Raw genomic sequence first — 23,987 nt, 5'->3', positions numbered from 1 at the left:
CCTTCGCTTTCGGAGGCTACCAATGGCTCCTACTTATGGCTCCCGGCTTGAGACGTCGAACGGACTTTTATCGCTGGACCAGATCCAACAAAGGGACAAGCAACCGAGGAGACAATTCACATGAAGGCAATCGTCGTAACGGACCAGGCCGCGGGAACGGCTGGGATGAAGCTGGTGGAGCGGCCTGAGCCGCGGGCGGCGATCAACGACGTCGTCGTTCAGGTTCATGCATCGGGATTCACCTGGGATGAGCTGACGTGGCCCCCGACCTGGACCGATCGCCTCGATCGTGACCGAACACCGACGATCCCTGGGCACGAGCTGGCCGGAGTAGTCACCGCCCTCGGCTATGGCACGACGGGGCTGTCGGTAGGACAGCGGGTGTTCGGCCTCGCGGACTGGTATCGCGACGGCTCCCTGGCGGAGTACGCCGCCGTCGAGGCGCGCAACCTCGCGCTGCTGCCAGGCGATGTCGACTTCACGGTGGGCGCGAGCCTGCCGATGCCAGGTCTGACCGCGTGGCAGGGACTGTTCGAGCACGGCCGCCTTCGGGCGGGGCAGAGTGTCCTCGCGCACGGTGCGGCCGGCGCCGTCGGATCGATGGTGACGCAACTCGCATGTGAGGCCAGCGCCTACGTCATCGGCACCGGACGCGCCGCCGACCGTCAGACGGTGCTCGACTTCGGCGCGAATGAGTTCGTCGACCTCGACAACGACGCGCTTGAAGACGTCGGTGGCGTCGATCTGGTGTTCGATGTCTTCGGCGACGACATCGGAAAGCGGTCCGCAGCCCTGATTCGAGCTGGAGGAACACTGGTGACCATCGCCGGGCCGACCGAGGCGCGGCCCTCCGACGGTTTGACGATCGACTTCGTGGTCGAGTCCGATCGCGCCCAACTGGGTGAGATCGTCCAGCGGGTGCGGGACGGACGACTGCGGACGAACATCGGCACCGTCTCAACCCTCGACGACGCCGTCGCCGCCTTCAACCGGACCGAGCGACGCAAGGGGAAGACGATCATTCGCGTTCGCCCGTGAAGGATTGGGGGAGGGCGAGAGGATCTGCCCTCGACCTTGCCCGCCATTTTCGAGCACAACGGGGCACGCGGATCGTCGCCCAATACGACAACAATCAGCTTCGGCCAGAGTCGCGTGTTTCGGAATTGAACGTTATCTGAACCGACGAGCGCTGTTTGTAGTCAATAACTGCGGAGAAGAGAATGCTGCTGCCTCGTCGACCGGTCCCCGAACTGCGCGTGCCGACCCTTACTCATGGCGGCTTTGATCTTGCCGCCGAAGCGCCGAAGCTATTTACCTTGATATGCTTTTATCGCGGACTCCATTGTCCGGTCTGTCTCAAGTATCTGCGCGACCTTGAAAAGCTGATCGATGAATATGAGCGTCGCGGCACAACGGTCATCGCCATCAGTTCTGACGTTCCCGAGCGCGCTCAGGAAATGGCGAACAAGGTCGGTACCCGCTTGCGATTCGGATATTCTCTACCGCTCACGGTTGCGCGCGAATGGGGGCTCTATATTTCGTCGTCGCGCGGAAAGTCCTCGATTAACGTCGAAGAGCCGCCGCTATTTTCGGAGCCGGGCGTATTCCTCGTCCGACCGGACGGTACTTTGTACTACGGCTCGGTTCAAACCATGCCGTTCGCGCGTCCGTTGTTCTCGGAATTACTTCAGGCGATCGACTTCACCATCAGCAAAGACTATCCGGCGCGTGGGGAGTATGACGGTCCTGTCTGAGCGTCCGTCGACTTAACAGCTAACGCCAAAAGCCGGACGCACCCAAACACGTCTCGGGTGCTCGTATGTGCCGACAAGTCTAGGGGAACGGAGAAAGTGACGCTTGATCATCCGATTTTCAAGCGCCGGCCGGCGCAATACCCTGATCGGCTGCAACTCTTTTCTGCCCCGCCGCCCAATGGGGTGAAGGTCAACAGCTCGAAGTCAGGACGAAATCAGGAGCAGCTACTATCAAAAGTACGGTGCGAAACCCGTCGGGGCATAGGTGCAGGGTCCGCGAAGAACGAAGACCGATACTCAGAAGGAGAAAGCCCATGAAGATCCAAACCATCATCGCCGCCACCTGCGCCGCCTTCGCCTTCTCGATGGTTGCCCGTGACGGCAAAGCGCAGACCGTCACGAAGAACTTCGAGGCGGCCATTCCCAATATCCCTGGCAAGTCGCTGATTGCCCTGGAGGTCGATTACGCGCCGGGCGCGGCCTCTCCGTCCCACACCCACGCGAAGTCGGCTTTCATTTACGCCCACGTGATCTCGGGCGCCATCGAGTCGAAGGTGAATGACGGCGAGACGCGCATCTATCGGGCAGGCGAGAGCTGGTCCGAACGGCCGGGCGCGCTCCATTCGATCAGCCGCAACGCGAGCAAGACAGAGCCGGCAAAGCTGCTCGCTGTGTTCGTCGTCGACACCAATGACAAAGTGCTGACCACGCCCGTCAAATAACCTACTCGCTGCGCTAGGCAAGAATCTACGGTACTGATATCGGCCGCGAGTTTACCGCGGCCGTCATCCGCCGTGTCACCGAAAGCGGAAGATATGCCTCACGTAAAAAAAACTGCATCTGCCCTGTTAAAAATGCATTTGCCCGAGATGTCGTCGGCGGATTATCCGCTGATGTGAAGACACTGCCGAGCCGTTGGTTATACGACGAGCGTGGGTCTGCACTTTTTGAAGAGATAACGAGGCAGGATGAGTATTACCTGACTCGAGGCGAAACGTCGATCCTGCGAGACGGCAGAGTGACATCGCCGATTTTGTAGAGTCCGGCGCGATTCTCATCGAGTATGGTGCCGGAGCCGGCATTAAGACGGAGCTTGTGCTGGCAGGGCTGCGTGACCCACGAGGCTACGTGCCGATCGATATCGCCGACGGCTTCCTTGCAGAAACGTCGAAGAGGATCGCTTCGCGCTTCCCATCATCGAGAATGCCGTAGAGATGCACCTGGTGAGCTTATGCGATCAGAGCGTTACACTCTGTGGGTGCACGTTCCATTTCAGCACGTCCCATTCCAGCACGTCGGAAACCATCCACACTGAGAGCTCCCGAAAATATACTGCGGAGAGCTTCGAGCGGCTTGCACGCCCTGGCGGATGGAGGGTTGCCGAGGCTTGGCAGGATGCGGAGGGCTAATCGGCCTGGTCGGACTCATTCGCTACTGAACAGGCGATCGTCGAATTGCTGCCCATTCATGTGCTGGCTGAATGCATCGTATTAGGGCGGAAATTCGGGTGATGACGGCGGTCAGGCGATTACCTAACATCCACACCTTTCCAGAATGCGATGTGGCCCTTGATGGCCGCTGCTGCGTCGGAGGGCTTGGCGTAATACCATGCCGCGTCTTCATTAGTTTTGCGATCGACGATTAGCGAATAGCAATTTGCAAGGCCCTTCCATGGACATCGGCTGGTCGTCGTGCTCGGCCTAAGATATTGCTTATTGACGGACTCGGGCGGGAAGTAGTGGTTGCCTTCGACGACAACGGTCTGCTCCGATTCCGCTATCACTGTCCCGTTCCATGTCGCGACTGCCATTTCTCATTCCTTTCCATGCTATGAGTTCGAGCCGATCCAACCCGGGCTCAAACCGTTCGACTCGATAGGTCGTCCGGTAGGGGTTGAAGATGATCTCGATCGCCTCAATGAGGCGGAGTTCATGCCGTATCCTAACCTTGTCGGCACTTACCAAAAGTCGGGACGCATTCCCAAGAGTCATCCGGGCTCTGGCGTCATGCTCGCGTCACATAAGGGCTCCAATCACCCTAAGAGATGGTCGTTGCGACCGGATAAAGTTCAGATCGAGCCGGCCAGCGCAACGACGGGAAAGTCCTTCTCGGGATCGAACACGTTATTGAAAAAGTTCGTCAGAGAGTACATGGCCACAAGCGCGACGATCTCGATGACATTCGCATCCGTGTAGCCGGCATCGCGGACGGCTTTCAGATCGGCGTCACTGATCTTGCCGCGGGTCTCGATGACTTTGCGTGCAAATTGGATGGCGGAGTCCCGCTTCGGGTCGCTGGCATGGCCTTTCCGAGCGAGAATGATTTCATTGGCCGGCAGCTTGGCCATCTGATCGGCCGTAAAGCTGTGGACCGTCAGGCAGTAGTTGCAGCCATTCACTTCGGAGACAGCGAGGCCGATGCTGTCACGCGTCTTCACGTCGAGCGCCTTGCTCAAGGAACCGAGCAGGTTGGCCCATGCGCTGAACGCGATCGGACTTGCCGCAAAGGTCGCCATCATATTTGGAGTGAACCCGATGTTCTTGGTGAACACATCGAGGATCGGTTTCGAATCGGCCGGCACCTGTTCCGGCTTTAGAGCTGCAATTCTTGGCATCATAAACTCCGTAAGTTATCGGTTTCACAAATAAATTAAATGAGATCCAGCACATCGCCCACCGGGCGGCGCGGCTTCTGCGGCCAGTTTCCCGGACGCTCCGTCCCTACGGACAACAGCATGACCGGTACTTCGTCCTCGGCCAGCCCGAACTCGCGGTGCACCGCTTTGTCATCGAAACCGATCATCGGCGTCGAACCCAGGCCTAGCGATCGGGCCGCATAGATGATCGCCGCTGCGCCGAAGGCGCCGGTGCGCACTGCTTCGTCGCGCTGGCGCTGCGGGTAGTCCTTATAGAGATCGCGTGCGGGGATTTCCCAATCCGGTATCAACTTTGCCGGCATAATCCCCGCCTCCACCACCGGCGCCAGGCGGTCCGGAACTACACTGGAATCAGCCAACTGGCCGCAGATGATGAAGGTAACAGCGGCTTCAGTGATCGCAGGCTGCTTCCAGGCGATCGGACTCAGCCGAGCCTTGGCTTCAGGCGTGCGTACGGCGATGAAGCGCCAGTTCTGCAAATGGAAGGATGTCGGTGCAGTAGTGCCGATTCGCACCAGCTCGCGGATTTGGTCGTCGCTCAAAGTGGCGGCAGGGTCATAGTACTTGGCGGCGCTGCGGCTCAGGATACATTCGATGACGGCGTTGGTCATGGTAATTCCGTTAGTCATGGTGATTCCTAGGCGTGAAGGGACAGATTGAGATGCACGAGTGGTTTCGCTCTCTTTGCTGGAAATGCAGGAAGGATGAAGCCCGTTCGACATCTCATGCCAAGGGCCATGGATAGTTTCCCAGGTTACCCCGGCGCGTCCGATGGGACGCGGCCGGCCCGTGGGCATCGAAGACGCGTGCAGTTCACGGGCGAACGCGAATGATCGTCTTCCCCTTGCGTCGCTCGGTCCGGTTGAAGGCGGCGACGGCGTCGTCGAGGGTTGAGACGGTGCCGATGTTCGTCCGCAGTCGTCCGTCCCGCACCCGCTGGACGATCTCACCCAGTTGGGCGCGATCGGACTCGACCACGAACTCGATCGTCAAACCGTCGGAGGGCCGCGCCTCGGCCGGCCCGACGATGGTCACCAGTGTTCCTCCAACTCGAATCAGGCGCGCGGAACGCTTCCCGATGTCGCCGCCGATGACATCGAACACCAGATCGACGCCACCGACGTCTTCAAGCGCGTCGTTGTCGAGGTCGACGAACTCCTGCGCGCCGAAGTCGAGCGCCTTCTGACGATCGGCGGCGCGTCCGGTGCCGATGACGTAGGCGCCGGCCTCTCGTGCGAGTTGCGTCACCATCGACCCGACTGCGCCGGCCGCACCGTGCGCGAGGACGCTCTGCCCCGCCTGAAGGCGGCCGTGCCGGAACAGCCCTTGCCATGCGGTCAGGCCCGAGACCGGCAGGCTCGCGCCCACCGTGAACTCGACGTCGCCCGGCAGCGGCGCGAGGTCGCGTGCCTCCATGGCTATATACTCCGCCAGGGAGCCGTCGCGATACCAGTCCGCGAGGCCGAACACCCGCTGTCCTACCGACAGCCCCGTCGTGCCGTAGCCGAGGGCGGTGACTACTCCGGCCAGCTCGTGCCCAGGGATCGACGGTGTCCGGTCACGATCGAGGCGATCGGTCCAGGTCGAGGGCCACGTCAGCTCAGTCGGGACAAATCCGGACGCATGAATCTGAACGACGACGTCGTTGATCGCTGCCTGCGGCGCGGGCCGCTCCACGAGCGTCATCCCGGCCGTTCCCGCAGCCTGGTCCGTTACGACGATTGCCTTCAACGTCCACCTCCTTGTGTGTTTGGTCGTTATCTGCCGAAGTTCTTTGGAGATGGATCAAAAGTACGACCGCGAAACTCGATGGTCCAATGACCTGTGGTTATGGAATCGATGCCATCGACGCTGCGCGCGAAAATAAAAGCGGGTCAAACGCGGGCCTGAACCGGGGTGGCCACTGAAGACGCGAGAGAGACCGGTGTTTGGCCAAGATCAGGAGTCAGCCGGATTGCTGTCAACGAACCGCTAATGGACGCCGCGGTCATGCTGGTCGAACAAGCAAGGACGACGGAGAATGCGGGAACGTTGGGATTAAGCCTCGCGTCGAGCCGGGCTTCGCGCGAGCTGCTCCATCCGAGGTCGGGATCACGCTTCCGCAGACGACAAGGTCGGGTTCGGCGGGATCGGCCATGGCCTGTACGACAGGAATCGAGAGGCTTTAAACAGACGGGGCATCCAGAGTCATGGGTTCAACCGAACTGGAGACCCTGCGGGCACGATAATCGGGGCCGGGCGCGTTGATCGACGGCGCGAGAGACGCTCAATCCGGAGTGATATTCGGGATCGGGAGTTGAGCCAGATCATCCTCGTATCTGGCTTGAGTGCTTGCGTTGTGCCCGAAAGTAGTCGCGTCCGGGCGTGTGTGAATATCCGCGCCAATTCCGAGAAGTTCGCCAACGGGGCAGACGTTTGCTGCTTCCAGCAAGAATGCGCGTTGTTGCACGTCGAGTTCTCCCTCCAGCACGAGAGTGCGCTCGAACGAATCTCTTTCGCCTTGGGCGCCGTGGCGGAAGCTGACGCCCACTTCTACCCGTTCCAGCGGAAATTTTCGGCGCCGGGCATGAAAACGAACAGTCATAGCGGTGCATGCGGCGAGAGACGCGCTAAGGAGGTCGTAAGGATTGGGACCGGGATATACGTGGCCGACTCCATCTGGACCGCCGATGGGAAATTGAGATGCGTCGACGCGACCAACCAGCGCGCCATGATTGATCGGGTCGCTCGCGACGAAAACTTCTCGGAGCTTGGATGCCTTGTCCTGTGGTGTCATAGCGTGTTCCTACTTCCGTTGTGAGAGCGGGTCATGCGAAGCGGCGTCGCTAACTGCCAACCGATCGGCCTTGATCAAGGCGGCTTCAAACTCTGCCATTAGCGTGCCATCGACGGCAATATCGGAACTCGTGCGAAATCTCATCGCCGCATGCTCCAGCCCGTGCGTTTAGTAATTAAACTCGGAGACCATTCGGGTAAAGCTATCATATCCATAACCGGTAGGAATGCTGCGTGAGGTCCGCGTCGGGGCCCCGCGGTGATCAAATCCGCGAACGCGCGTAACTGGCTTAATGGTGTTTCAGTTCACGAACAATGCGTTGACTCTCCAGAGAACCGAAGTCGCAGTCAGACAGAATGCGAACGAGCACACCGCTTTACAATTCGGTCCTCAATGGGCGGGGCCGATAATGAGGGGTGGTCTCCTGAATGATCTTTGAGTTGTTGGCGTAAAATGACCTCTTCGTCGAAGAGGCGATAGAAAATGCATTTGAGTCATTCATGCAAATCATGAATGGCCTATAGTGTCTCGTGCGCGTTTTGCCGTTCTCGTACGCCATGTACGAGCTTCTCTCGGGGCTAGTTACGCGAATCTCGTGGCGCCAGTTGTGCAGGCCGGGACGGCATTGATTGCCGAGTTAGCGACTGGAACGCGACTTAGAAGTCTCTGAAAAGTAAAGCGTCGCGGGCTTCGAGTGCCATGCGGCTTGTGGCATTCCTCGCTACGGCATTACGCAAGCGCGGCGAGCGGGCAATAACGACCGTTTATCGACTCCATGGCGAGAGGTGATTTCCGTCGCCGGCGTTGCAAGGTTATTCTCCAGAGCAGCGTCGAGTCGAAACTTGCGGTTCCGCGATCGACACGCGGAACACGATGGAAGAATAAGAAGGCAGTGGGTCAATATGCAAAGCAACGACGTAATCGAAATCGTCGCGCTATGGTCACGCTGACATTACGGGAAGTGCATTGGCAAGCACTCGAATCCAATTTGACGACGAAGCCGGTTGAGCCAAGGTCCGAGTCTTGGTCTCGGCCGCACTGAACTCAAGTTCGAGATCGGCGTCGGAACAGCGATGCGAGCGCTGCGGCCGGTATCGAGACCGGCCGACGGTAACAGTGCGACCTGTCAAATTTGAGTGCAACATTCTAGGTCCTTGGAGTGACGGAAGTGACCACGACTGACAGAACGGAGCATCCGGCTCCGGCAGCTCGGCTCGATCGCGGTTCGTTTCGTCGCCTTCCAAGATGCGGCGGCGCACCGATCAGTCTGCTGTTCGCGCTGGCGCTCGCTGGCTGCGACGAGAAGGCATCATCGCGGGAGGCCGCGCCTCCGCCGCCGTCGGTGACAGTCGCGCAATCGGTCAAGCGTACGGTCACCGACTGGGACGAGTTCACCGGCCGCTTCGAGGCGGTCGAGGAGGTGCAGGTGCGCCCCCGTGTCGGCGGCTTCGTCAACTCCGTCGAGTTCCAGGACGGCGCGATCGTGCATCAGGGTGACCTGCTCTACGTCATCGACCCGCGCCCGTTCGAGGCGGTGGCCGAGCAGGCGGACGGCCAGTTGTCCGACGCGCGTGCCAAGGTGGAGCTTGCCAAGCGCGAACTCGACCGTGGGCTGACTCTGGTCCAGACCAGCGCTGTCTCCGAGCAGGTTGTCGACCAGCGCCGCCAGGCCTTGCAGGCCGCTCATGCCGCGGAGACGCAGGCCGCAGGTGCGCTGAAGGCTGCCCGGCTCAATATCGAGTTCACCCATGTGACCGCGCCGCTCACCGGCCGCGTCAGCCGCCATCTCGTCAGCCCCGGCAATCTCGTGCAGGGCAGCGATACCGGCACCTCGACGCTGCTGACCTCGATCGTCGCGCTCGACCCGATCTACGTCTATTTCGACATGGATGAGGCGACCTTCATCAAATACAGCAAGCTGTGGTTCGAAGGCCGCCGCCCGAGCTCGCGCGACACCGCGAACTCGGTGCAGGTGACGCTCGCCGGCGAGACAAAACCGTCGCATGAGGGCACCATCAACTTCCTCGACAACCGCCTCGATGTCTCCACCGGCACGCTGCGCAGCCGCGCCGTGATCAAGAACACCGATCTCTCGATCCTGCCGGGCCAGTTCGGCCGCGTCCGGCTGATCGGCAGCGCGCCCTATGAGGCGCTGCTGATTCCCGACGTCGCGGTCGCGACCGACCAGTCCCGCAAGATCGTGTTCGTCGTGAAGCCGGACGACACCGTCGAGGCCCGCCCCGTGGTGCTCGGTCCGCTCGATGAGGGCCTGCGCGTGATCCGCGAGGGGCTGAAGGCGGAGGACCGCGTCATCGTCAACGGCATCCAGCGCGCCCGCGTCGGCGCCAAGGTCGCTCCGTCTCCCGCGCCAGCGCCGGCCAAGTCCGGTGACAAGTCATGAACCTTGGCCGTCTCTCCATCAACCAGCCCATCCTGGCGATGGTGCTGTCGATCGTGCTGCTGATCGTCGGCGCGCTCGCCTATACGACGCTGCCGGTCTCCGAATATCCGCAAGTGGTGCCGCCGACGGTCGTCGTCACCACGCAATATCCGGGCGCCTCGGCGCAGACCGTGTCCGACACGGTCGCAGCTCCGATCGAGCAGGAGATCAACGGCGTCGAGGACATGCTGTATCTCTACAGCCAGGCCACCTCGAACGGTCAGCTCACCATCACCGCCACCTTCAAGCTCGGGACCGATCTCGACAAGGCGCAGGTGCTGGTGCAGAACCGCGTCGCAATCGCCCAGCCGCGGCTTCCCGAGGAGGTCCAGCGCAACGGCGTCGTCACGCGCAAGAACTCGCCCGACATCCTGATGGTCGTGTTCATGCTGTCGCCGGACGATACGTTCGACCAGCTCTACATCTCCAACTACGCGCTGCTCCAGGTCCGTGACCAGCTGCTGCGGATCGACGGCGTCGGCGACATCCAGATCTTCGGCGCACGCGACTATTCGATGCGGCTCTGGCTCGACCCCGACCGCATCGCCAATCTCGGCCTGACCTCCACCGAGGTGATTGCCGCGATCCGCGCGCAGAACATCCAGATCGCGGGCGGCCAGGTCGCCGAGCCGCCGATCGCCGACCGCGCCTTCCAGCCGAACCTCGTCTTCACCGGACGGCTGAAGGATCAGAGCCAGTTCGAGGATATCCTGATCAAGGCCGGCTCGGACGGCCGAACCGTGCGCCTGCGCGACGTCGCCCGCATCGAGCTTGGTGCGCTCTCCTACTCCACCAACAGCTTCCTGTTGCGCAAATCGGCGGTCGGCATGCTGGTGACCCAGCGGCCCGGGTCGAATGCGCTGGCGACCGCGAAAAGCATCTCCGACACCATGGTCAAGCTGAAGGAGAGTTTTCCGAAAGGCCTCGACTACAATATCGGCTACAATCCGACCGAGTTCATCGCGCAATCCGTCCACGAGCTGATCAAGACCATCTACGAGGCCATGCTGCTCGTAGTCGTCGTGGTGCTCGTGTTCCTGCAGGGCTGGCGTCCGGCGATCATCCCGATCATCGCAATTCCGGTCTCGCTGGTCGGCACCTTTGCGGTGATGGCGGCGCTCGGCTTCTCCATCAACAATCTCACGCTGTTCGGCCTCGTGCTCGCGGTCGGCATCGTGGTCGACGACGCCATCGTGGTGGTCGAGAATGTCGAGCGGCATCTCGAGCACGGCCTCAGCCGGCGCGATGCGGCACTCAAAACCATGGAGGAGGTCGGCGGCGCGCTGGTCTCGATTGCGCTGGTGCTCTGCGCCGTGTTTGTGCCGACGGCATTCCTCGGCGGCATTTCCGGGCAATTCTTCCAGCAATTCGCCGTCACCATCGCGGTGGCGACCGCGATCTCCTGCTTCTGCTCGCTGACGCTGTCGCCGGCGCTGGCCTCGCTGATCCTCACGCCGCACGCAGAGAAGCGACCGCCGGCTGCCTGGAACGTCATCGCGCGGGCGTGGGGTGCCTTCACCGGCGTCTTCAACCGCGTGTTCGACCGGCTCTCGCATGGCTATGCGGGCCTTGCCAATTTCGTGATCCGTCATTCCGTCGCGATGCTGCTGATCTACGTCGTGCTGATCGGCAGCGCCGGCTGGCTGATCGCGACCACGCCGCAGGGCTTCATTCCCGCGCAGGATCGCGGCTACGTCATCGTCTCCGTGCAATTGCCCGGCGCGGCGTCACTCGCGCGCACCACCGAGATAGTGCGCGAGATCGAGCGGATTGCGCTGGATACCCCGGGCATCATCCGTGTTGCCGTCTTCGCCGGATTCTCGGGGGCCACGCGCACGCAGCAGGGCAACGCAGCGGCGCTGTTTCCGGTGTTCGACGAGCCCGAAGCGCGGCTGAAGAAGGGATTGTCTGCGAACGCCATCACGGTCGAACTGCGCAAGCGCCTGGCCGCAATCCAGGGCGCCTTCATCATCGTGATTCCGCCGCCGGCCGTGCCCGGCATCGGCACCGGCGGCGGCTTCACCATCCGCATCCAGGACCGCCAGGGCCGCGGGCCGGAGCTGCTCGCCGCGGCCACCGACGAGCTTGTTGCCGCGGCGCGCAAATCGCCCTTGCTGCTCGGCCCCACGGTGTTCTCCCCGTTCTCGGCTAACACGCCGCAGCTCTTCGTCGACATCGATCGCACCAAGGCGCAGAAGCTCGGCGTGCCGATCTCGAACGTCAACGACACGATCCAGACCTACTTCGGATCGACCTACGTCAACGACTTCAACCTGTTCGGCCGCACCTATCACGTCACCGCGCAGGCTGACTTCCCGTTCCGAAAAGAACCCAGCGACCTCTCGCGCCTGCGCACGCGTAACGCCTCGGGCGACATGGTGATGCTGGGCAGCGTGGTCGAGTTCAAGGACGTCTCGGGCCCCGACCGCGTCGCGCGCTACAATCTCTATGCGGCGTCCGAGCTCCAGGGCGAGCCGGCGCCGGGCACCAGCTCGACCACCGCGCTCAACACCATCAAGAAGCTCGCGGACGACACCCTGCCCAGCGGCTTCACCTTCGAATGGACGGATCTGTCGTACCAGCAGGTCACGGGCGGCAATGCAGGCCTGCTCGTGTTCCCGATCTGCGTGCTGTTCGTCTATCTCGTGCTCGCCGCGCAATATGGCAGCTGGACCTTGCCGCTCACGGTGATCCTGATCGTACCGATGTGCCTGTTGGCCGCCACGATCGGCGTGCGCATCATGGGGCAGGACGTCAACATCCTCACCCAGATCGGATTCGTCGTGCTGGTGGGGTTAGCTGCAAAGAACGCGATCCTGATCGTCGAGTTCGCGCGCGATATCGAGAAGGAAGGCAAACCGCGGCTGGAGGCCGTGATCGACGCCTGCCGCCTGCGCCTTCGGCCGATCCTGATGACCTCCTTCGCCTTCATCCTCGGCGTGCTGCCGCTGGTGATATCGTCCGGCTCCGGCTCGGAGATGCGGCAGGCGGTCGGCGTTGCCGTGCTCTTCGGCATGATCGGCGTCACCCTGTTCGGCCTGCTGTTCACCCCGATCTTCTATGTGGTGGTGCGGAACCTCGCGGAAGGCAAGAACGAGGGCAAGCCGATCCAGACGACCGCGGCCGCGGCGGAATGAGTCGTGGTGACGCCGATGCGCGACGACCGGAATACTATCTGCATCACCCTGAGGAGTGCGGAACGCGCGCGGGAACCTCACTAATGCTCTATCCGAGAGCAGTGACAGCTCGGTCGTCTATCCGAGCGCTCTGACGCGAGCTGCGAACTATAATAATCTTAACCAGCTCACCAATCTATCAGGGCAGACCTCTGATGCCACCGGTAATTTGTTGACGGACGGGCAACGCAACTACTCAACTGGTTTGGCATTCAATAGTCTGGCCTCACCTCACCGGAAATTCGGGCTATGCCACTACGGCGATCGCGCGTTCTATCTCCGGCGTAGATGTGACTTGCTCGGCGTGAACCGGAAGACGATCGGCCCACTGCATGTCTTTATAGTTGAAGCTGCGCGCGAGTGTGGGCTTCACCACCATGAAGTAGGGCGATAAATCGAAGTCGCGCGGCGCGTAGAGTGATGAGTGACGGATCGCGGCGATTTCGCGCCGCGCGGACTGATTCTCGATGTACGTGATCTTGGGCAGGACCGGGTAACGCACGGCCTCGAATGCCTGCGCAATCAGCGACGAACAGATGATGCGGCTCGCATCGCCGGAGCCGAGCGCGATGGCCCGGCGACGCCAACGCTGCGTCAGCGGACATGGGAATAGATAGCGCATGAGGTCGATGATGTTCTTGAAATCGTATCCGAGACCAATGCGTTCGAATGCGTAGCGGCAGACCTGTTCGCAGTCCGCTTCGCTCAGGCCAACTGGCCGGCAGATGCGGGTTTGACAATGCAAATACTTCGACAGAGCCGCCGAGACGACACCTTCGTCGACATTGGCTTCAATCAGGACGTGGGGCTCGCCGCCGGTTCCGGCGCCCGCTATCGACGGCCCGACGTACAACGCTGAATGCGACCATGTCGATTGAGTGAGATATTTGATGCCGCCGGAAATACGACCTTTGCCTTCGACGAGCAGGACGTCACCGGGTCGAAGCGCGTCGCGTAAGGCCCTCGCCGCATCATCCGGGATGAGCGGCTCACAGTGATTGGCCGGCTTCTGCAGCCGGGCAATCAAGTGTTCGACGTTGTCGAACATCCAACCCATCACTCGTTCCTTGCGTTTTTGGCGCTTTCCCGTATGGCAGTTCCAGACGATTGTCCCGTCGTTATCCAAGCGTAGTCAGGAAAGATGGACCGGGCCATTGCACGGAGGTCGATCTGTGCGCTGCATTTGTCTGAGACGACCATACCTAGGTTTACAATTGACGACCCGGACCCTTCCCAGTGAGGGGAATGTCGCACTTAGTCCGGCAGCCACCCGACGGTATCGGTCCATCAAAAAAGTGGCCTTGCTCTTACACCCGAGTGCGCTTGCAAGGTCGCAGGGGCGGACCGAAGCGACAAATCAAGACACACGGCGCGTCTACCGGCTTTACATTGGGGCTGATTGCGGGTTTTGGCCCTCCGCGTCACTTCGCGTGCGCGCAATAATCAGGTGGCTTCAGGGTAAAAGCGAACATCCATTGGCAGGCAGGACAGCCTGGCTCCGTCGAGAATAACCCAAAAGAGACTTTAACGTTCGAGTTGCAGGATCACGATCGCAGGCGCGTCTCCTCAGCGAAATCTCGGCAAATGCGATCCAAAGCGTCGTTTGTTTCTAGCGTTGCGACCACCGAAAGTCTCGAGGAGTAGTACCGAGCATATAACGGAAATGGCGCGCTAGATGACCTTGGTCGAAAAAGCCCACGGCAATCGCAATTTCCGCCAACGAGAGATCCGTCTGAACCAGCATCTCTTGGGCGCGCTCGATTCGCTTTTGTATGAGATAGACATGCGGGGTCGTCCCGACGGATTGCTTAAATTGTCGGGCAAAATGATGCAATGATAGTCCTACGACTCCAGCCAATATCGACAGATCGATACGTTCGCCCAAATGCACTTCCACGTATTCCCGCACCCGACGCATCGCGCGGGGCGACAATCCGCCCCATGCTTGCGGGGCTGGCGGCAGCGTCGAAACATCAATCGAGCCTATGCGCGGGCGTGTGTGCAGGTTGCAGTTCGTTGGATTGCTCGAGGCACGCATAGGGTGATCGGGGCGGGTCACAAGCGCGGGCCGACTGTCATTGCTGCCGGCGATCAGCAATCGCGCAGTGATATCGGTCCGGTCTTGACGCCGGAAGAGGTCGACGTCCCGCTCGAAGATCGACCACAAGCTGATACCCGCCCGGAGCCCACGATCATCGAGCATGAGGGACGTGCGCGCGACCCGGTTTGCGCCGACAATGCGTTGGTTGCCGTCAATCGCCAGCAGCATGCCTGCATCCCCTCCCTCCGGCGGCGCTACCGCGACGATCCACTCTCGACGGAACTGCTCACGAAAAAATCGCTCTTCTATCGCGCGCGCTGATCGTACTGTTAGCGCGCCGGTCAGCGCGTGCGCTCGTTCGGAGAGTTCGGGATCGATGGCGGAGACGTCCAAGACTGCTATCAGTCGCCCATCGACTCCGAACACCGGTGCGCCAGAGCAGCTCAAGTTAATGTGTCTAGACTTAAAATGCTGGCTTCTGTGAACAGTAACAGGCCGTTCATCGACGATGCAGGTGCCGATGCCGTTTGTGCCCTCCACCTCCTCGGACCATACCCCGCCGAGCCAAGTTCCCCAATATTGGAACTCCCTCGCTCGGGTATGTTCGCCGCGATGCGCGACTGCGACGCCCGAGCTATCACAGAGCAAGACGGTATATCCAGCTTCGCGAACAACCTCGTATAACTGATCTATCTCTTCTTGGGCGCTGAAGATGAGCCTATCGAGCGGTTCGCAAAAATTTTTCAGCTCAACAGGCGTGAGGATACGTGGCGACTTGCTATCGATTGGATCGAGGCCGTATTTTTTTGCTGATCTTTGCCAGGAACTTGATACCGCTTCTATCCCCGGCGGAGGCGTCGCTCCTTCGGCAACTGAGCAAACGTGTTCAACGTGCCCCACGATAGTGTTGAACGACCTTGCAGAGCGCTCCGAGAGTCCCATCTCCGCACCTGGTTGACGAGGTATCTTATAGCAACGGCGCGCCATCCAGTTTGCGACTATGACGAAACGCGCTGTCGTGGCGAACGGCGCCCTCAAAGCACCGCGGATACCAAAAAAAGCATTGTCTAAGCGCCTTCAACGTACACCGCGCGGAGTACCCGCGCAATCACCGCAACTGACGGAACTCTTTTCGCCTATTGGCAGCGCTGATCCGACACAACAATAGATCAAAAGTCCCGGTAAAAAAGCAAGAGCCTCCGGGCCGGATCAAATCCCTCCAAGAGAAGCTAGATCATTCGTGGGATGTTCACCTTCAGACATACCTTCGCGGTCTTCTTCGCTCCGAACATGCAATGGAGGGCACTATGATCGACACTGGACATGTGGGCGCCGCATCAAACAATATTGCTGAAGCAACTCAACGCATTGCGACGATAGTCGCTAACGCCCAGGCCGTTCGGCGCTTTCTGGATCATCGACCGCCGGACCTGGGCGAGGTACGAGAAGCGGTCGATTGCATCGTGAGGAACGCCTATCTAGCCAGCGACGTGATTTACCGGATCCGCGGTCTCGAGGCGCCGCCGAGCGCTAATTCCGTGGTTGCTTAGGTGCACCCTCCTGCCCATGCGACCGACGCGTGCCCAATGCGCAGAAAGGGCGGTGAACCGCCGCAGCATGGGAATGGCGAAGCTGTTTGAGCTTCGTGCACCGCGTTTCAGCCACTGCCCACAGTCGCTCCGATCACGTCGCCTGTCTGGACCGGACCTCGTACGATAGCTGCGTTGACTGCTGCTTTTGACCGGCAACAGAAGTCGAGGCAGCTAGAGCTTCGTCGAGTTGACTACATGCGCGAATACATCGAACGCTAAGCCACCCGTCGACCTAGCGTAGCGCGCAAGAACGTTCTACGCCTCTGCCAGGATACGGCTGATTGTTGGCTCCGGCAGCATAACGCCCATCACGGGCAGCAAGCCTTTAATCTCCGCCTCTACGAACTCGTGCGCGAAGGGAAACCGTGCTGTGCCTTGATGAGTCGCGACATTGATAGATTCGGCTTCTGCGCTGCCGAAGAACTCGGCGAGCACTTGTCGGTCCCCGAGCACGAAGGGAGCCCGTCAGCGGCCTTGTCCGGCGATGCGGTCGAGCAGGACACAAGTGCAGCGAATGCAGGGGCATTCTCTAGGGTGTCCCAAACCGCGACCGCGCAGCGTCCACCGGGAACCATCACGCGCAACATTTCACGCACGGCCATGTTGCGGTCAGAAAAGAATATGAGCCCGAACTGGCAGACAACGGCGTCGAAGGAGCAGTCGGGGAGCGGCAGTGCCTCGGTTGTGCCCTTTTGCCAGTCGATTGCGGGCGAAACACCCTTTGCCACCGCCAGCATTCCAGTATGGGGGTCAATGCCGACGATATGGCCGGTCTGACCCGAACGCGCTGCCGCCACGCGGGCCAGCACGCCAGTGCCGCACGCGACATCTAAGACACGATCTCCAGATTTAATGCGCGCGGCTTCTGCCACGATTGGGGCCCATTGCCGGAAAAGAGCCGGAGCGGAGAGTGCCTCATAGGCAGTTGCAGCCTCGATCAAAGCTTGCGGGACCGTCATGTTCTTGCCTCGCTCGCTAGCGGCGGATCGAGCAATCCCCTGCAGCGTCGAGCGAAGCCTTCTCGGCTCGCCGCTCGTAGTCGTCGGCAAGGGCCTTTAGCTGAGCAGCAATCACTCGGTCCGTCATGGCTTTGGCAGTGCGAAGCAAAGTCTGCGCGGTCCTCAAATATCCTTTGCCTCGTTGTGAGATCTGAAGCGTCATGACGCCCTCGCGCGGTTTTCGGGCGATTGGTCGAAAACGAGTTGGAACCAGCCCATCCAATTGTGGTCACTCTGGTGGCGCGCCTTGAAGCGATCGACGCACTTCCTAGAGCAAAGCGGCGTTCGCCACGAATAACGCTGGACCAGACCAAATTCGTCCTGACAGACTGCGCATCGCATGGCTTTGTCGGACCCGTGACTTTCCAAGAGGTAAGACATTGTTCTCTCCTTTTGGCCTGTGTGCGGATCGGATGCCCTAAGACTAAGGGGATTGTCACCAATGGCTCAATTGAGCGCAGGTTGAGATCGGGAATTCAAAGGGGCGGGACGGTGATACGAAGGCTCGGGACGAGTCCTAGAGTTTCGCCCGCTGCGATCCCGCGACCGCTTTCGTCCGGCGAAAGCCTCGATCACAAGCCATGCCGGATTGGCTCAGGCTCGCACTTTCGCGCTGAACGCGCGCTGCACTTTCGAGGGGGATCCCGGCGCTGTGCACGAGCACGATAAGATCCTCCGGCGGGCTCTCGGTCGAGGCTGTGGAGGGGTTGTCGATTGTCTCTCTGATCTGCATGTCGGGCCTCCTGGCCTGCAATCGTTCAACGGAACGCCGACTTCGGCCCGTAGACGAGGGCGGACGACGATGGGTTGCAGATTGAGTTCAAGCCGGTTGAAAGGAAAATCACCTCTCGCCATGGAGTTGATAGCCGACCGTTATCGGAACGGCTGAAGCACGCCTGGGGTCATGCGGCGTGAGTGCGGGCGCTCGTTCCACGAGGCTTCGCGCGAGCGGAACTCTTGGCCGCCGCGAAGAGGTCTTCACGCTCCAATCACCCGGGCTCCTGTATTACACGCGGCTATTGAGATCTTAGTTTTACCAGCGAATTTCACGGCAATAACGCTCGCTGCCGTGAGGGGGGCGCGAGACCGCAGCCGACGCCCTGCACCTCTCGGCAATCAGGATTGCGAACATAGACATGACCGAGAGCATCGTGGCACGCCGGCTGCCATCCGCACGGATTTCCAACTCTACAAGCACTGGCTTCAAAATCGCCGCACCAAGAACGTTGGATTTGCTGCGATCCACACATCACATTTGTGCTGTTTCTCGGGCGGATCGTCGCCTCTAGCTACGCGTAAGCGGCGGCCGCCGTAGCGAGCAAAGCCGGGCAAATCGCCCCAAAGTTCTGCTAAAATGAAGGAGGATCCGCATCCGCCGTATCCGGCAAGACCAAGGGACGGCTGGCATTTCTCGGGCGATGGAGTACGATTTCTCCAGGACGGCGAGAGGCCGCGCGTGTAGCGCATGAAGAGCTCGATCAGCCGACTTCAAGCCGACGCCCGACGCCGGAGTCTGACAGATGGTGCAGCAGTCGCTGGACGTCGCCTACTCGGGCGGTAGCTCTCAGGTGTTGTGGGAGGACGGCGAGCGCGTGATCAGCCGTGGCTGGCGACTGGACGACAATGGCAACCGGCTCGCCGTGCTGCTTGTCGCCCCTGCCGCCGAAAACCCGTCCCGGTCAAGACTCGATCGCCTCACGCACGAATACGAGCTGAAAGATGAGCTCGACAGCGCATGGGCGGTGCGGCCGCTGGCCCTCATGCGCGACGGCGGTCGGACCGTGCTAGTGCTCGATGATCCGGGCGGCGAGCCGCTCGTCCGTTTGCTCGGTGGGCCCATGGAGGTAGGACGCTTCTTGCGCATGGCCATCGCTGTTATCTCGGCTCTGGGCAAGCTTCATCAGCGCGGGCTCATCCACAAAGACATCAAGCCAGCTAATATTGTGGTGGACTGCGCGGATGGACACGTGCGGCTCACCGGGTTTGGCATCGCATCGCGCCTGTCTCGCGAGCGGCAGGCGCCCGAGCCGCCCGAGACCATCGCCGGTACGCTTGCCTACATGGCACCCGAACAAACCGGGCGGATGAACCGCTCGATCGACGCCCGCAGCGATCTCTACGCCCTCGGCGTCACGCTATATCAGATGCTCACGGGCGTTCTGCCCTTCACGGCGGCCGATCCGATGGAGTGGGTGCACTGCCATATTGCCAGAAAGCCGGTGCCGCCCAGCGAGCGGTTAAAAAACCTCCCAGGCTCCGTCTCTGCGATCATTATGAAGCTGCTCGCCAAGACTGCTGAGGAGCGTTACCAGACGGCTGCAGGCGCCGAGAGAGATCTACGGCGTTGCCTTGCTGAATGGGAAACCCGAGGCGATATCGACGAATTCCCGCCCGGGGAACACGACACTCCGGACCGGCTGCTGATCCCCGAGAAATTGTATGGTCGGACAGCCGAGATCGATACCCTGCTTGCCTCCTTCGACCGTATCGTCGCCGGCGGCAGGCCGGAGTTGGTGCTGGTTTCCGGATTCTCCGGCATCGGCAAGTCCGCGGTCGTCAACGAGCTTCATAAGACACTTGTTCCGCCCCGCGGTCTTTTTGCATCGGGCAAGCTCGACCAGTACAAGCGCGACATCCCCTACGCCACGCTTGCGCAGGCCTTTCAGGGCCTGATCCGCCCGCTTTTGATCAAGACCGAAGCGGAGCTGCGGCAATGGCGGGAGGCGCTGCTCGAAGCGCTCGAACCGAACGGTCGGCTCATTGTTGATCTCGTCCCGGAATTGAAGCACATCATTGGCGAACAGCCACCGGTCCCCGAGCTGCAGCCACAGGATGCGCAGGGTCGCTTTCAGCTGGTGTTTCGGCGATTTATCAGCGTATTCGCGCGGCCGGAACATCCGCTCGCCCTGTTCCTCGACGATCTCCAATGGCTCGATGCAGCAACGCTCGATCTGCTCGAGGATCTGTTGACCCGGCCGGATGTGCAGAACCTGTTGCTGATTGGCGCTTACCGCGACAACGAAGTCGATCCCATCCACCCGCTGATGCGCAAGCTCGAAGTGATGCGCCAAGCTGGAGCGATATTGCAGGACATCGTATTGGCACCCCTAACCTGTGAAGACTTGGGACAACTAATCGCGGATTCTGTTCATAGCGAACCGGAGAGAATCACGCCGCTGGCACAGCTGATCCACGAGAAGACAACCGGCAATCCGCTTTTTGCTATTCAGTTCATTTCTGCGCTCGCCGACGAAGCATTGCTCACTTTCGATTATGGCGAGGCGCGATGGTGCTGGGACCTGAATCGCATTTATGCCAAAGGTTACACCGACAATGTGGTGGACCTTATGGTGGGGAAGCTGAACCGCCTGTCCGCCGAAACCCGAAACGCGTTGCAGAAGCTCGCCTGCCTTGGCAACGGCGCAGGGTTCACCATGTTGCGGATCGTTTACCAGGACTCCGATGAGGAGGTGCATGGCCAGCTTTGGGAAGCGGTGCGAGCAGGGCTGATCTTTCGTTCGGAAGATTCCTACAAGTTTCTCCACGACCGTGTCCAGGAAGCCGCCTACTCCTTGATCCCGGAAGAATCGCGTGCCGAAGCCCATCTCCGAATAGGGATGCTGCTCGCAGCGCAGACCCCTCCGGAGAAGCTGGAGGAGACGATCTTCGAAATCGTCAATCAGCTCAACCGCGGCTCCCATCTCATCACGTCAATTGAGCAGCTTGAGCGGGTCGCGAGGTTGAATCTCATAGCAGGTAGACGCGCCAAGACCTCGACAGCGTATGCCTCGGCGCTGAGCTATCTGCTTTCCGGCGCGGCGCTGTTGCCAGGAGTCTCTTGGGAGCGCCAGCACGACCTGATCTTTGAGCTGGAGCTGCACCGGGCCGAATGCGAGTTTCTCACTGGTGCACTGGCGGAAGCCGAGCAGCGCCTGGCGGTGCTGTCGGCCCGTGCCGCAACGACGATCGAACGAGCCCGCGTCACGTGCCTGCAGGTGGATCTTTACACGACCCTGGATCAGGGCAGCCGCGCGATCGCAGTCGGTCTCGACTATCTCCGCCACCTGGGTATCGACTGGTCGGCGCACCCGACGGAAGACGAGGCTCGGCGCGAGTATGACCGGATCTGGTCCCAACTCGGCTCCCGCGCGATAGAAAGCCTGATTGATCTGCCTTTGATGAGTGATGACGTATCGCTCGCGACCCTCGATGTGCTGACGAAGCTCGGGCCGCCTGCCCACTATACGGATGCGAAACTACGTTCGATGGTCATCTGTCGAGCAGTCAATCTCAGCCTCGAGGGCGGCAATTGTGACGGCTCCTGCTACGCCTATGCAGTGCTTGCCAGGCTTGCTGGACCGGAATTCGGCGACTACCAGGCGGGACTTCAATTCGGCCGTCTCGGCTATGAACTGGTCGAACGGCGCGGGCTAAAGCGCTTCCAGGCTAGGACCTATTTGAACTTTGGATACTTACTCATGTTCTGGACGAGACATGTCCGGGAAGGTCGTGATCTGCTGCGGCGTGCGTTTGAGACGGCAAACCAGATAGGTGACCTCACTTTTGCGGCGTACTACTACACCCACCTGAACACGTATCTTCTCGCGGCGGGCGACCCGCTCGATATCGTGCAAGTCGAGGTCGAGCATGGTCTTGCGTTCGCGCGGAACATGCGGTTCGGCTTTGCGATTGACTCCATCGCCGGCCAGCTTGGGTTGATTCGGACACTCCGCGGCTTGACGCCGATTTTCGGTTGCTTTGACGATGGGCAGTTTGACGAACTCCTACTGGAGTCCCGTTTCCGCAAGAACCCGGATCTGGCGTTGGCCGAGGGCTCGTATTGGACCCGCAAGCTGCAGGCACGCTTCTTTGCTGGCGACTATGCGGGTGCTCTCGAGGCCTCATTGAGGGCGCAACAGCTGCAGCCGACATCGGCGTCTTTTTTCGAATGCGCGGAATATCACTTTTACAGCGCGCTCTCCAGAGCGGCATCCTGCGAGCCCGCGGCGGCCGGCCAATGGCAGGAGCATGTCAAGGCACTAGCCGCGCACCATCGACAGCTCGAGGTCTGGGCGACGGCTTGCCCGGAGAACTTCGAGAACCGGGCCGCACTCGTCGGGGCGGAGATCGCCCGGATCGAAGGCCGCGCGCTCGATGCCGAACGTCTTTACGAGCACGCTATCCACTCGGCACACACGCACGACTTGGTCCACAACGAGGCACTCGCTAACGAAGTCGCCGCTCGCTTTTATGCCGCACGCGGGTTCAAGAAGATCGCGCATGCCTATCTGCAGGACGCGCGGTACGCATACATCCGTTGGGGAGCCGACGGCAAGGTACGCCAACTCGACGAGTTGTTTCCGCACCTCAGGGAGGAAAAGCCGGTTGCCGGCCCCACAAGCACGATCGGGGCACCCGTCGAACAACTGGATCTAGCTACTGTTATCAAAGTCTCGCAAGCAGTGTCGGCCGAGATCGTTCTAGAAAAGCTGATCGACACGCTGATGCGCACAGCGATTGAGTACGCTGGTGCCGAGCGAGGTCTGTTGATCCTTGCGGTAGGTATTGGGTATCGGATTGAGGCGGAAGTCACGACCGGCAATAACACGGTGACCGTTAGTCTGCGACAAGCAAGTGTAACCGCTGCGGATCTGCCGGAATCCATCCTACACTACGTGATCCGGACGAAAGAGAGCGTTCTTCTCCACGATGCCGCAGCCGCGAACCCGTTTTCTGCCGATAAGTACATTCATCAGCATCACGCCCGTTCAATTCTCTGCCTGCCGTTGCTCAAACACGGCAGACTGGCCGGTGTACTCTACCTCGAAAACAACCTGACGGCCCGCGTTTTCACACCTGACCGCGTCACAGTGTTGAAGGTACTTGCGTCGCAGGCGGCAGTCTCGCTCGAAAATTCGCGGCTTTATGACGACCTCGCGGATCGGGAAGGGAAGATCAGGAGTTTGGTCGATGCTAACATCATTGGGATCCTCATTGCCGACCGCGAAGGGCGGATCCTCGAGGCCAATGACGCGTTTCTACATATCGTAGGATATGACCGCGAGGACTTGGTTTCGGGCCGCGTGCACTGGACCGAGCTGTCCCCGCCCGAATGGCGCGAGCGCGACATGTTGACCCGGGCAGAACTGAACTCAACCGGAATAGTTCAGCCCTTCGAGAAGGAGTATGTTCGGAAAGACGGTAGCCGCGTTCCTGTGCTTATTGGCGCCACTCTGTTCAAAGAAGGAGGCGACGAGGGCCTCGCATTCGTGCTCGATTTGACCGAACGCAAACGTGCCGAGGAGGCGCTCCGTGAAAGCGAGCGAAGTTTGCGCTCTGCAATTGACGGGATACCGGGCCTCGTTGCGGTCTGGGCCCCGAATGGTGACCTCGAAGCCGTAAATCATCAAATCTTTGAGTATTGCGGTCAGTCACTGGAAGAGCTGAGGAACTGGGGCGCAAACGGAACGATACATCCCGATGATCTTCCCCATCTCGCTGAAGTCTTCACAAAATCGATCGCCGCCGGCGTTCCCTATGGGACCGAAGCACGC

Annotated in this window: 18 protein-coding genes and 1 pseudogene; 9 read left to right on the top strand and 10 right to left on the bottom strand. The window is 60.4% G+C overall.

Features of this window, described 5'->3' with window-relative positions:
* Positions 1-120 precede the first annotated feature (120 nt).
* From ABIA90_RS44970 to ABIA90_RS44950, 5 genes and pseudogenes are all read left to right on the top strand, one after another.
* Complete coding sequence (locus tag ABIA90_RS44970) at positions 121-1,038, top strand: NADP-dependent oxidoreductase (protein WP_354122282.1); 918 nt, start codon at positions 121-123, stop codon at positions 1,036-1,038.
* A gap of 182 nt (positions 1,039-1,220) precedes the next feature.
* Positions 1,221-1,754: a peroxiredoxin-like family protein gene (locus ABIA90_RS44965; RefSeq protein ID WP_354122283.1), complete on the top strand. Its 534-nt coding sequence runs from the start codon at positions 1,221-1,223 to the stop codon at positions 1,752-1,754.
* 314 nt (positions 1,755-2,068) lie between these two features.
* Positions 2,069-2,476 (top strand): cupin domain-containing protein, encoded by a 408-nt coding sequence (locus ABIA90_RS44960; protein ID WP_354122284.1) that lies wholly within the window; start codon positions 2,069-2,071, stop codon positions 2,474-2,476.
* A 173-nt stretch (positions 2,477-2,649) separates the two neighbouring features.
* Positions 2,650-2,966: pseudogene (locus ABIA90_RS44955) on the top strand (L-histidine N(alpha)-methyltransferase).
* 2 nt (positions 2,967-2,968) lie between these two features.
* Positions 2,969-3,163, top strand: coding sequence for an L-histidine N(alpha)-methyltransferase (locus tag ABIA90_RS44950; RefSeq protein WP_354122285.1), 195 nt, complete (start codon positions 2,969-2,971; stop codon positions 3,161-3,163).
* A 119-nt stretch (positions 3,164-3,282) separates the two neighbouring features.
* On the opposite strand, the gene ABIA90_RS44945 is transcribed toward ABIA90_RS44950, so the two are convergent.
* From ABIA90_RS44945 to ABIA90_RS44925, 5 genes are all read right to left on the bottom strand, one after another.
* Entirely contained in the window at positions 3,283-3,564 is a 282-nt protein-coding gene (locus ABIA90_RS44945; protein WP_354122286.1) for a DUF427 domain-containing protein, read from the bottom strand.
* Between the two features lie 258 nt (positions 3,565-3,822).
* Positions 3,823-4,368, bottom strand: a complete 546-nt coding sequence (locus ABIA90_RS44940; RefSeq protein WP_354122287.1) for a carboxymuconolactone decarboxylase family protein — start codon at positions 4,366-4,368, stop codon at positions 3,823-3,825.
* Between the two features lie 35 nt (positions 4,369-4,403).
* Positions 4,404-5,039, bottom strand: coding sequence for a nitroreductase family protein (locus ABIA90_RS44935; RefSeq protein ID WP_502916700.1), 636 nt, complete (start codon positions 5,037-5,039; stop codon positions 4,404-4,406).
* A 184-nt stretch (positions 5,040-5,223) separates the two neighbouring features.
* A complete protein-coding gene (locus ABIA90_RS44930) occupies positions 5,224-6,141 on the bottom strand; it encodes an NADP-dependent oxidoreductase (protein WP_354122289.1) in 918 nt (305 codons plus the stop codon).
* A 535-nt stretch (positions 6,142-6,676) separates the two neighbouring features.
* Complete coding sequence (locus ABIA90_RS44925) at positions 6,677-7,186, bottom strand: OsmC family protein (RefSeq protein ID WP_354122290.1); 510 nt, start codon at positions 7,184-7,186, stop codon at positions 6,677-6,679.
* 1,261 nt (positions 7,187-8,447) lie between these two features.
* Here ABIA90_RS44925 and ABIA90_RS44920 point away from each other — a divergent pair.
* Positions 8,448-9,587: an efflux RND transporter periplasmic adaptor subunit gene (locus ABIA90_RS44920; RefSeq protein ID WP_354122303.1), complete on the top strand. Its 1,140-nt coding sequence runs from the start codon at positions 8,448-8,450 to the stop codon at positions 9,585-9,587.
* Complete coding sequence (locus ABIA90_RS44915) at positions 9,584-12,763, top strand: efflux RND transporter permease subunit (protein WP_354122291.1); 3,180 nt, start codon at positions 9,584-9,586, stop codon at positions 12,761-12,763. Before ABIA90_RS44920 ends, ABIA90_RS44915 begins: the two co-directional genes overlap by 4 nt.
* A 286-nt stretch (positions 12,764-13,049) precedes the next feature.
* Here the strand turns inward: ABIA90_RS44915 and ABIA90_RS44910 are convergent, their stop codons facing one another.
* On the bottom strand, positions 13,050-13,850 hold the full coding sequence (locus ABIA90_RS44910; protein WP_354122292.1) for a YiiX/YebB-like N1pC/P60 family cysteine hydrolase: 801 nt from the start codon (positions 13,848-13,850) through the stop codon (positions 13,050-13,052).
* 561 nt (positions 13,851-14,411) lie between these two features.
* Entirely contained in the window at positions 14,412-15,785 is a 1,374-nt protein-coding gene (locus ABIA90_RS44905; protein WP_354122293.1) for a helix-turn-helix domain-containing protein, read from the bottom strand.
* A gap of 365 nt (positions 15,786-16,150) precedes the next feature.
* Here ABIA90_RS44905 and ABIA90_RS44900 point away from each other — a divergent pair, with 365 nt between their 5' ends.
* The gene (locus ABIA90_RS44900; RefSeq protein WP_354122294.1) at positions 16,151-16,393 is read left to right on the top strand and encodes a hypothetical protein; all 243 of its coding nucleotides are present in this window, start codon (positions 16,151-16,153) and stop codon (positions 16,391-16,393) included.
* 380 nt (positions 16,394-16,773) lie between these two features.
* Here the strand turns inward: ABIA90_RS44900 and ABIA90_RS44895 are convergent, their stop codons facing one another.
* The 3 genes from ABIA90_RS44895 to ABIA90_RS44885 all read right to left on the bottom strand — a co-directional run bounded on the left by ABIA90_RS44895 (position 16,774) and on the right by ABIA90_RS44885 (position 18,166).
* On the bottom strand, positions 16,774-17,394 hold the full coding sequence (locus ABIA90_RS44895) for a methyltransferase domain-containing protein (protein WP_354122295.1): 621 nt from the start codon (positions 17,392-17,394) through the stop codon (positions 16,774-16,776).
* A gap of 16 nt (positions 17,395-17,410) precedes the next feature.
* Positions 17,411-17,596, bottom strand: a complete 186-nt coding sequence (locus ABIA90_RS44890; RefSeq protein ID WP_354122296.1) for a hypothetical protein — start codon at positions 17,594-17,596, stop codon at positions 17,411-17,413.
* Positions 17,597-17,950: 354 nt separating this feature from the next.
* Positions 17,951-18,166, bottom strand: a complete 216-nt coding sequence (locus ABIA90_RS44885) for a hypothetical protein (protein WP_354122297.1) — start codon at positions 18,164-18,166, stop codon at positions 17,951-17,953.
* A 787-nt stretch (positions 18,167-18,953) separates the two neighbouring features.
* On the opposite strand from ABIA90_RS44885, the gene ABIA90_RS44880 reads away from it, so the two are divergent.
* Positions 18,954-23,987: AAA family ATPase (locus tag ABIA90_RS44880; protein WP_354122298.1), on the top strand; the 5,034-nt coding region annotated here is incomplete at its 3' end.

This window comes from Bradyrhizobium sp. LA6.8, from assembly GCF_040547935.1.
Lineage (GTDB): Bacteria > Pseudomonadota > Alphaproteobacteria > Rhizobiales > Xanthobacteraceae > Bradyrhizobium > Bradyrhizobium barranii.
Note: the sequence above shows the minus strand (reverse complement) of the source record. Positions and strands in the feature narration are given on the sequence as shown.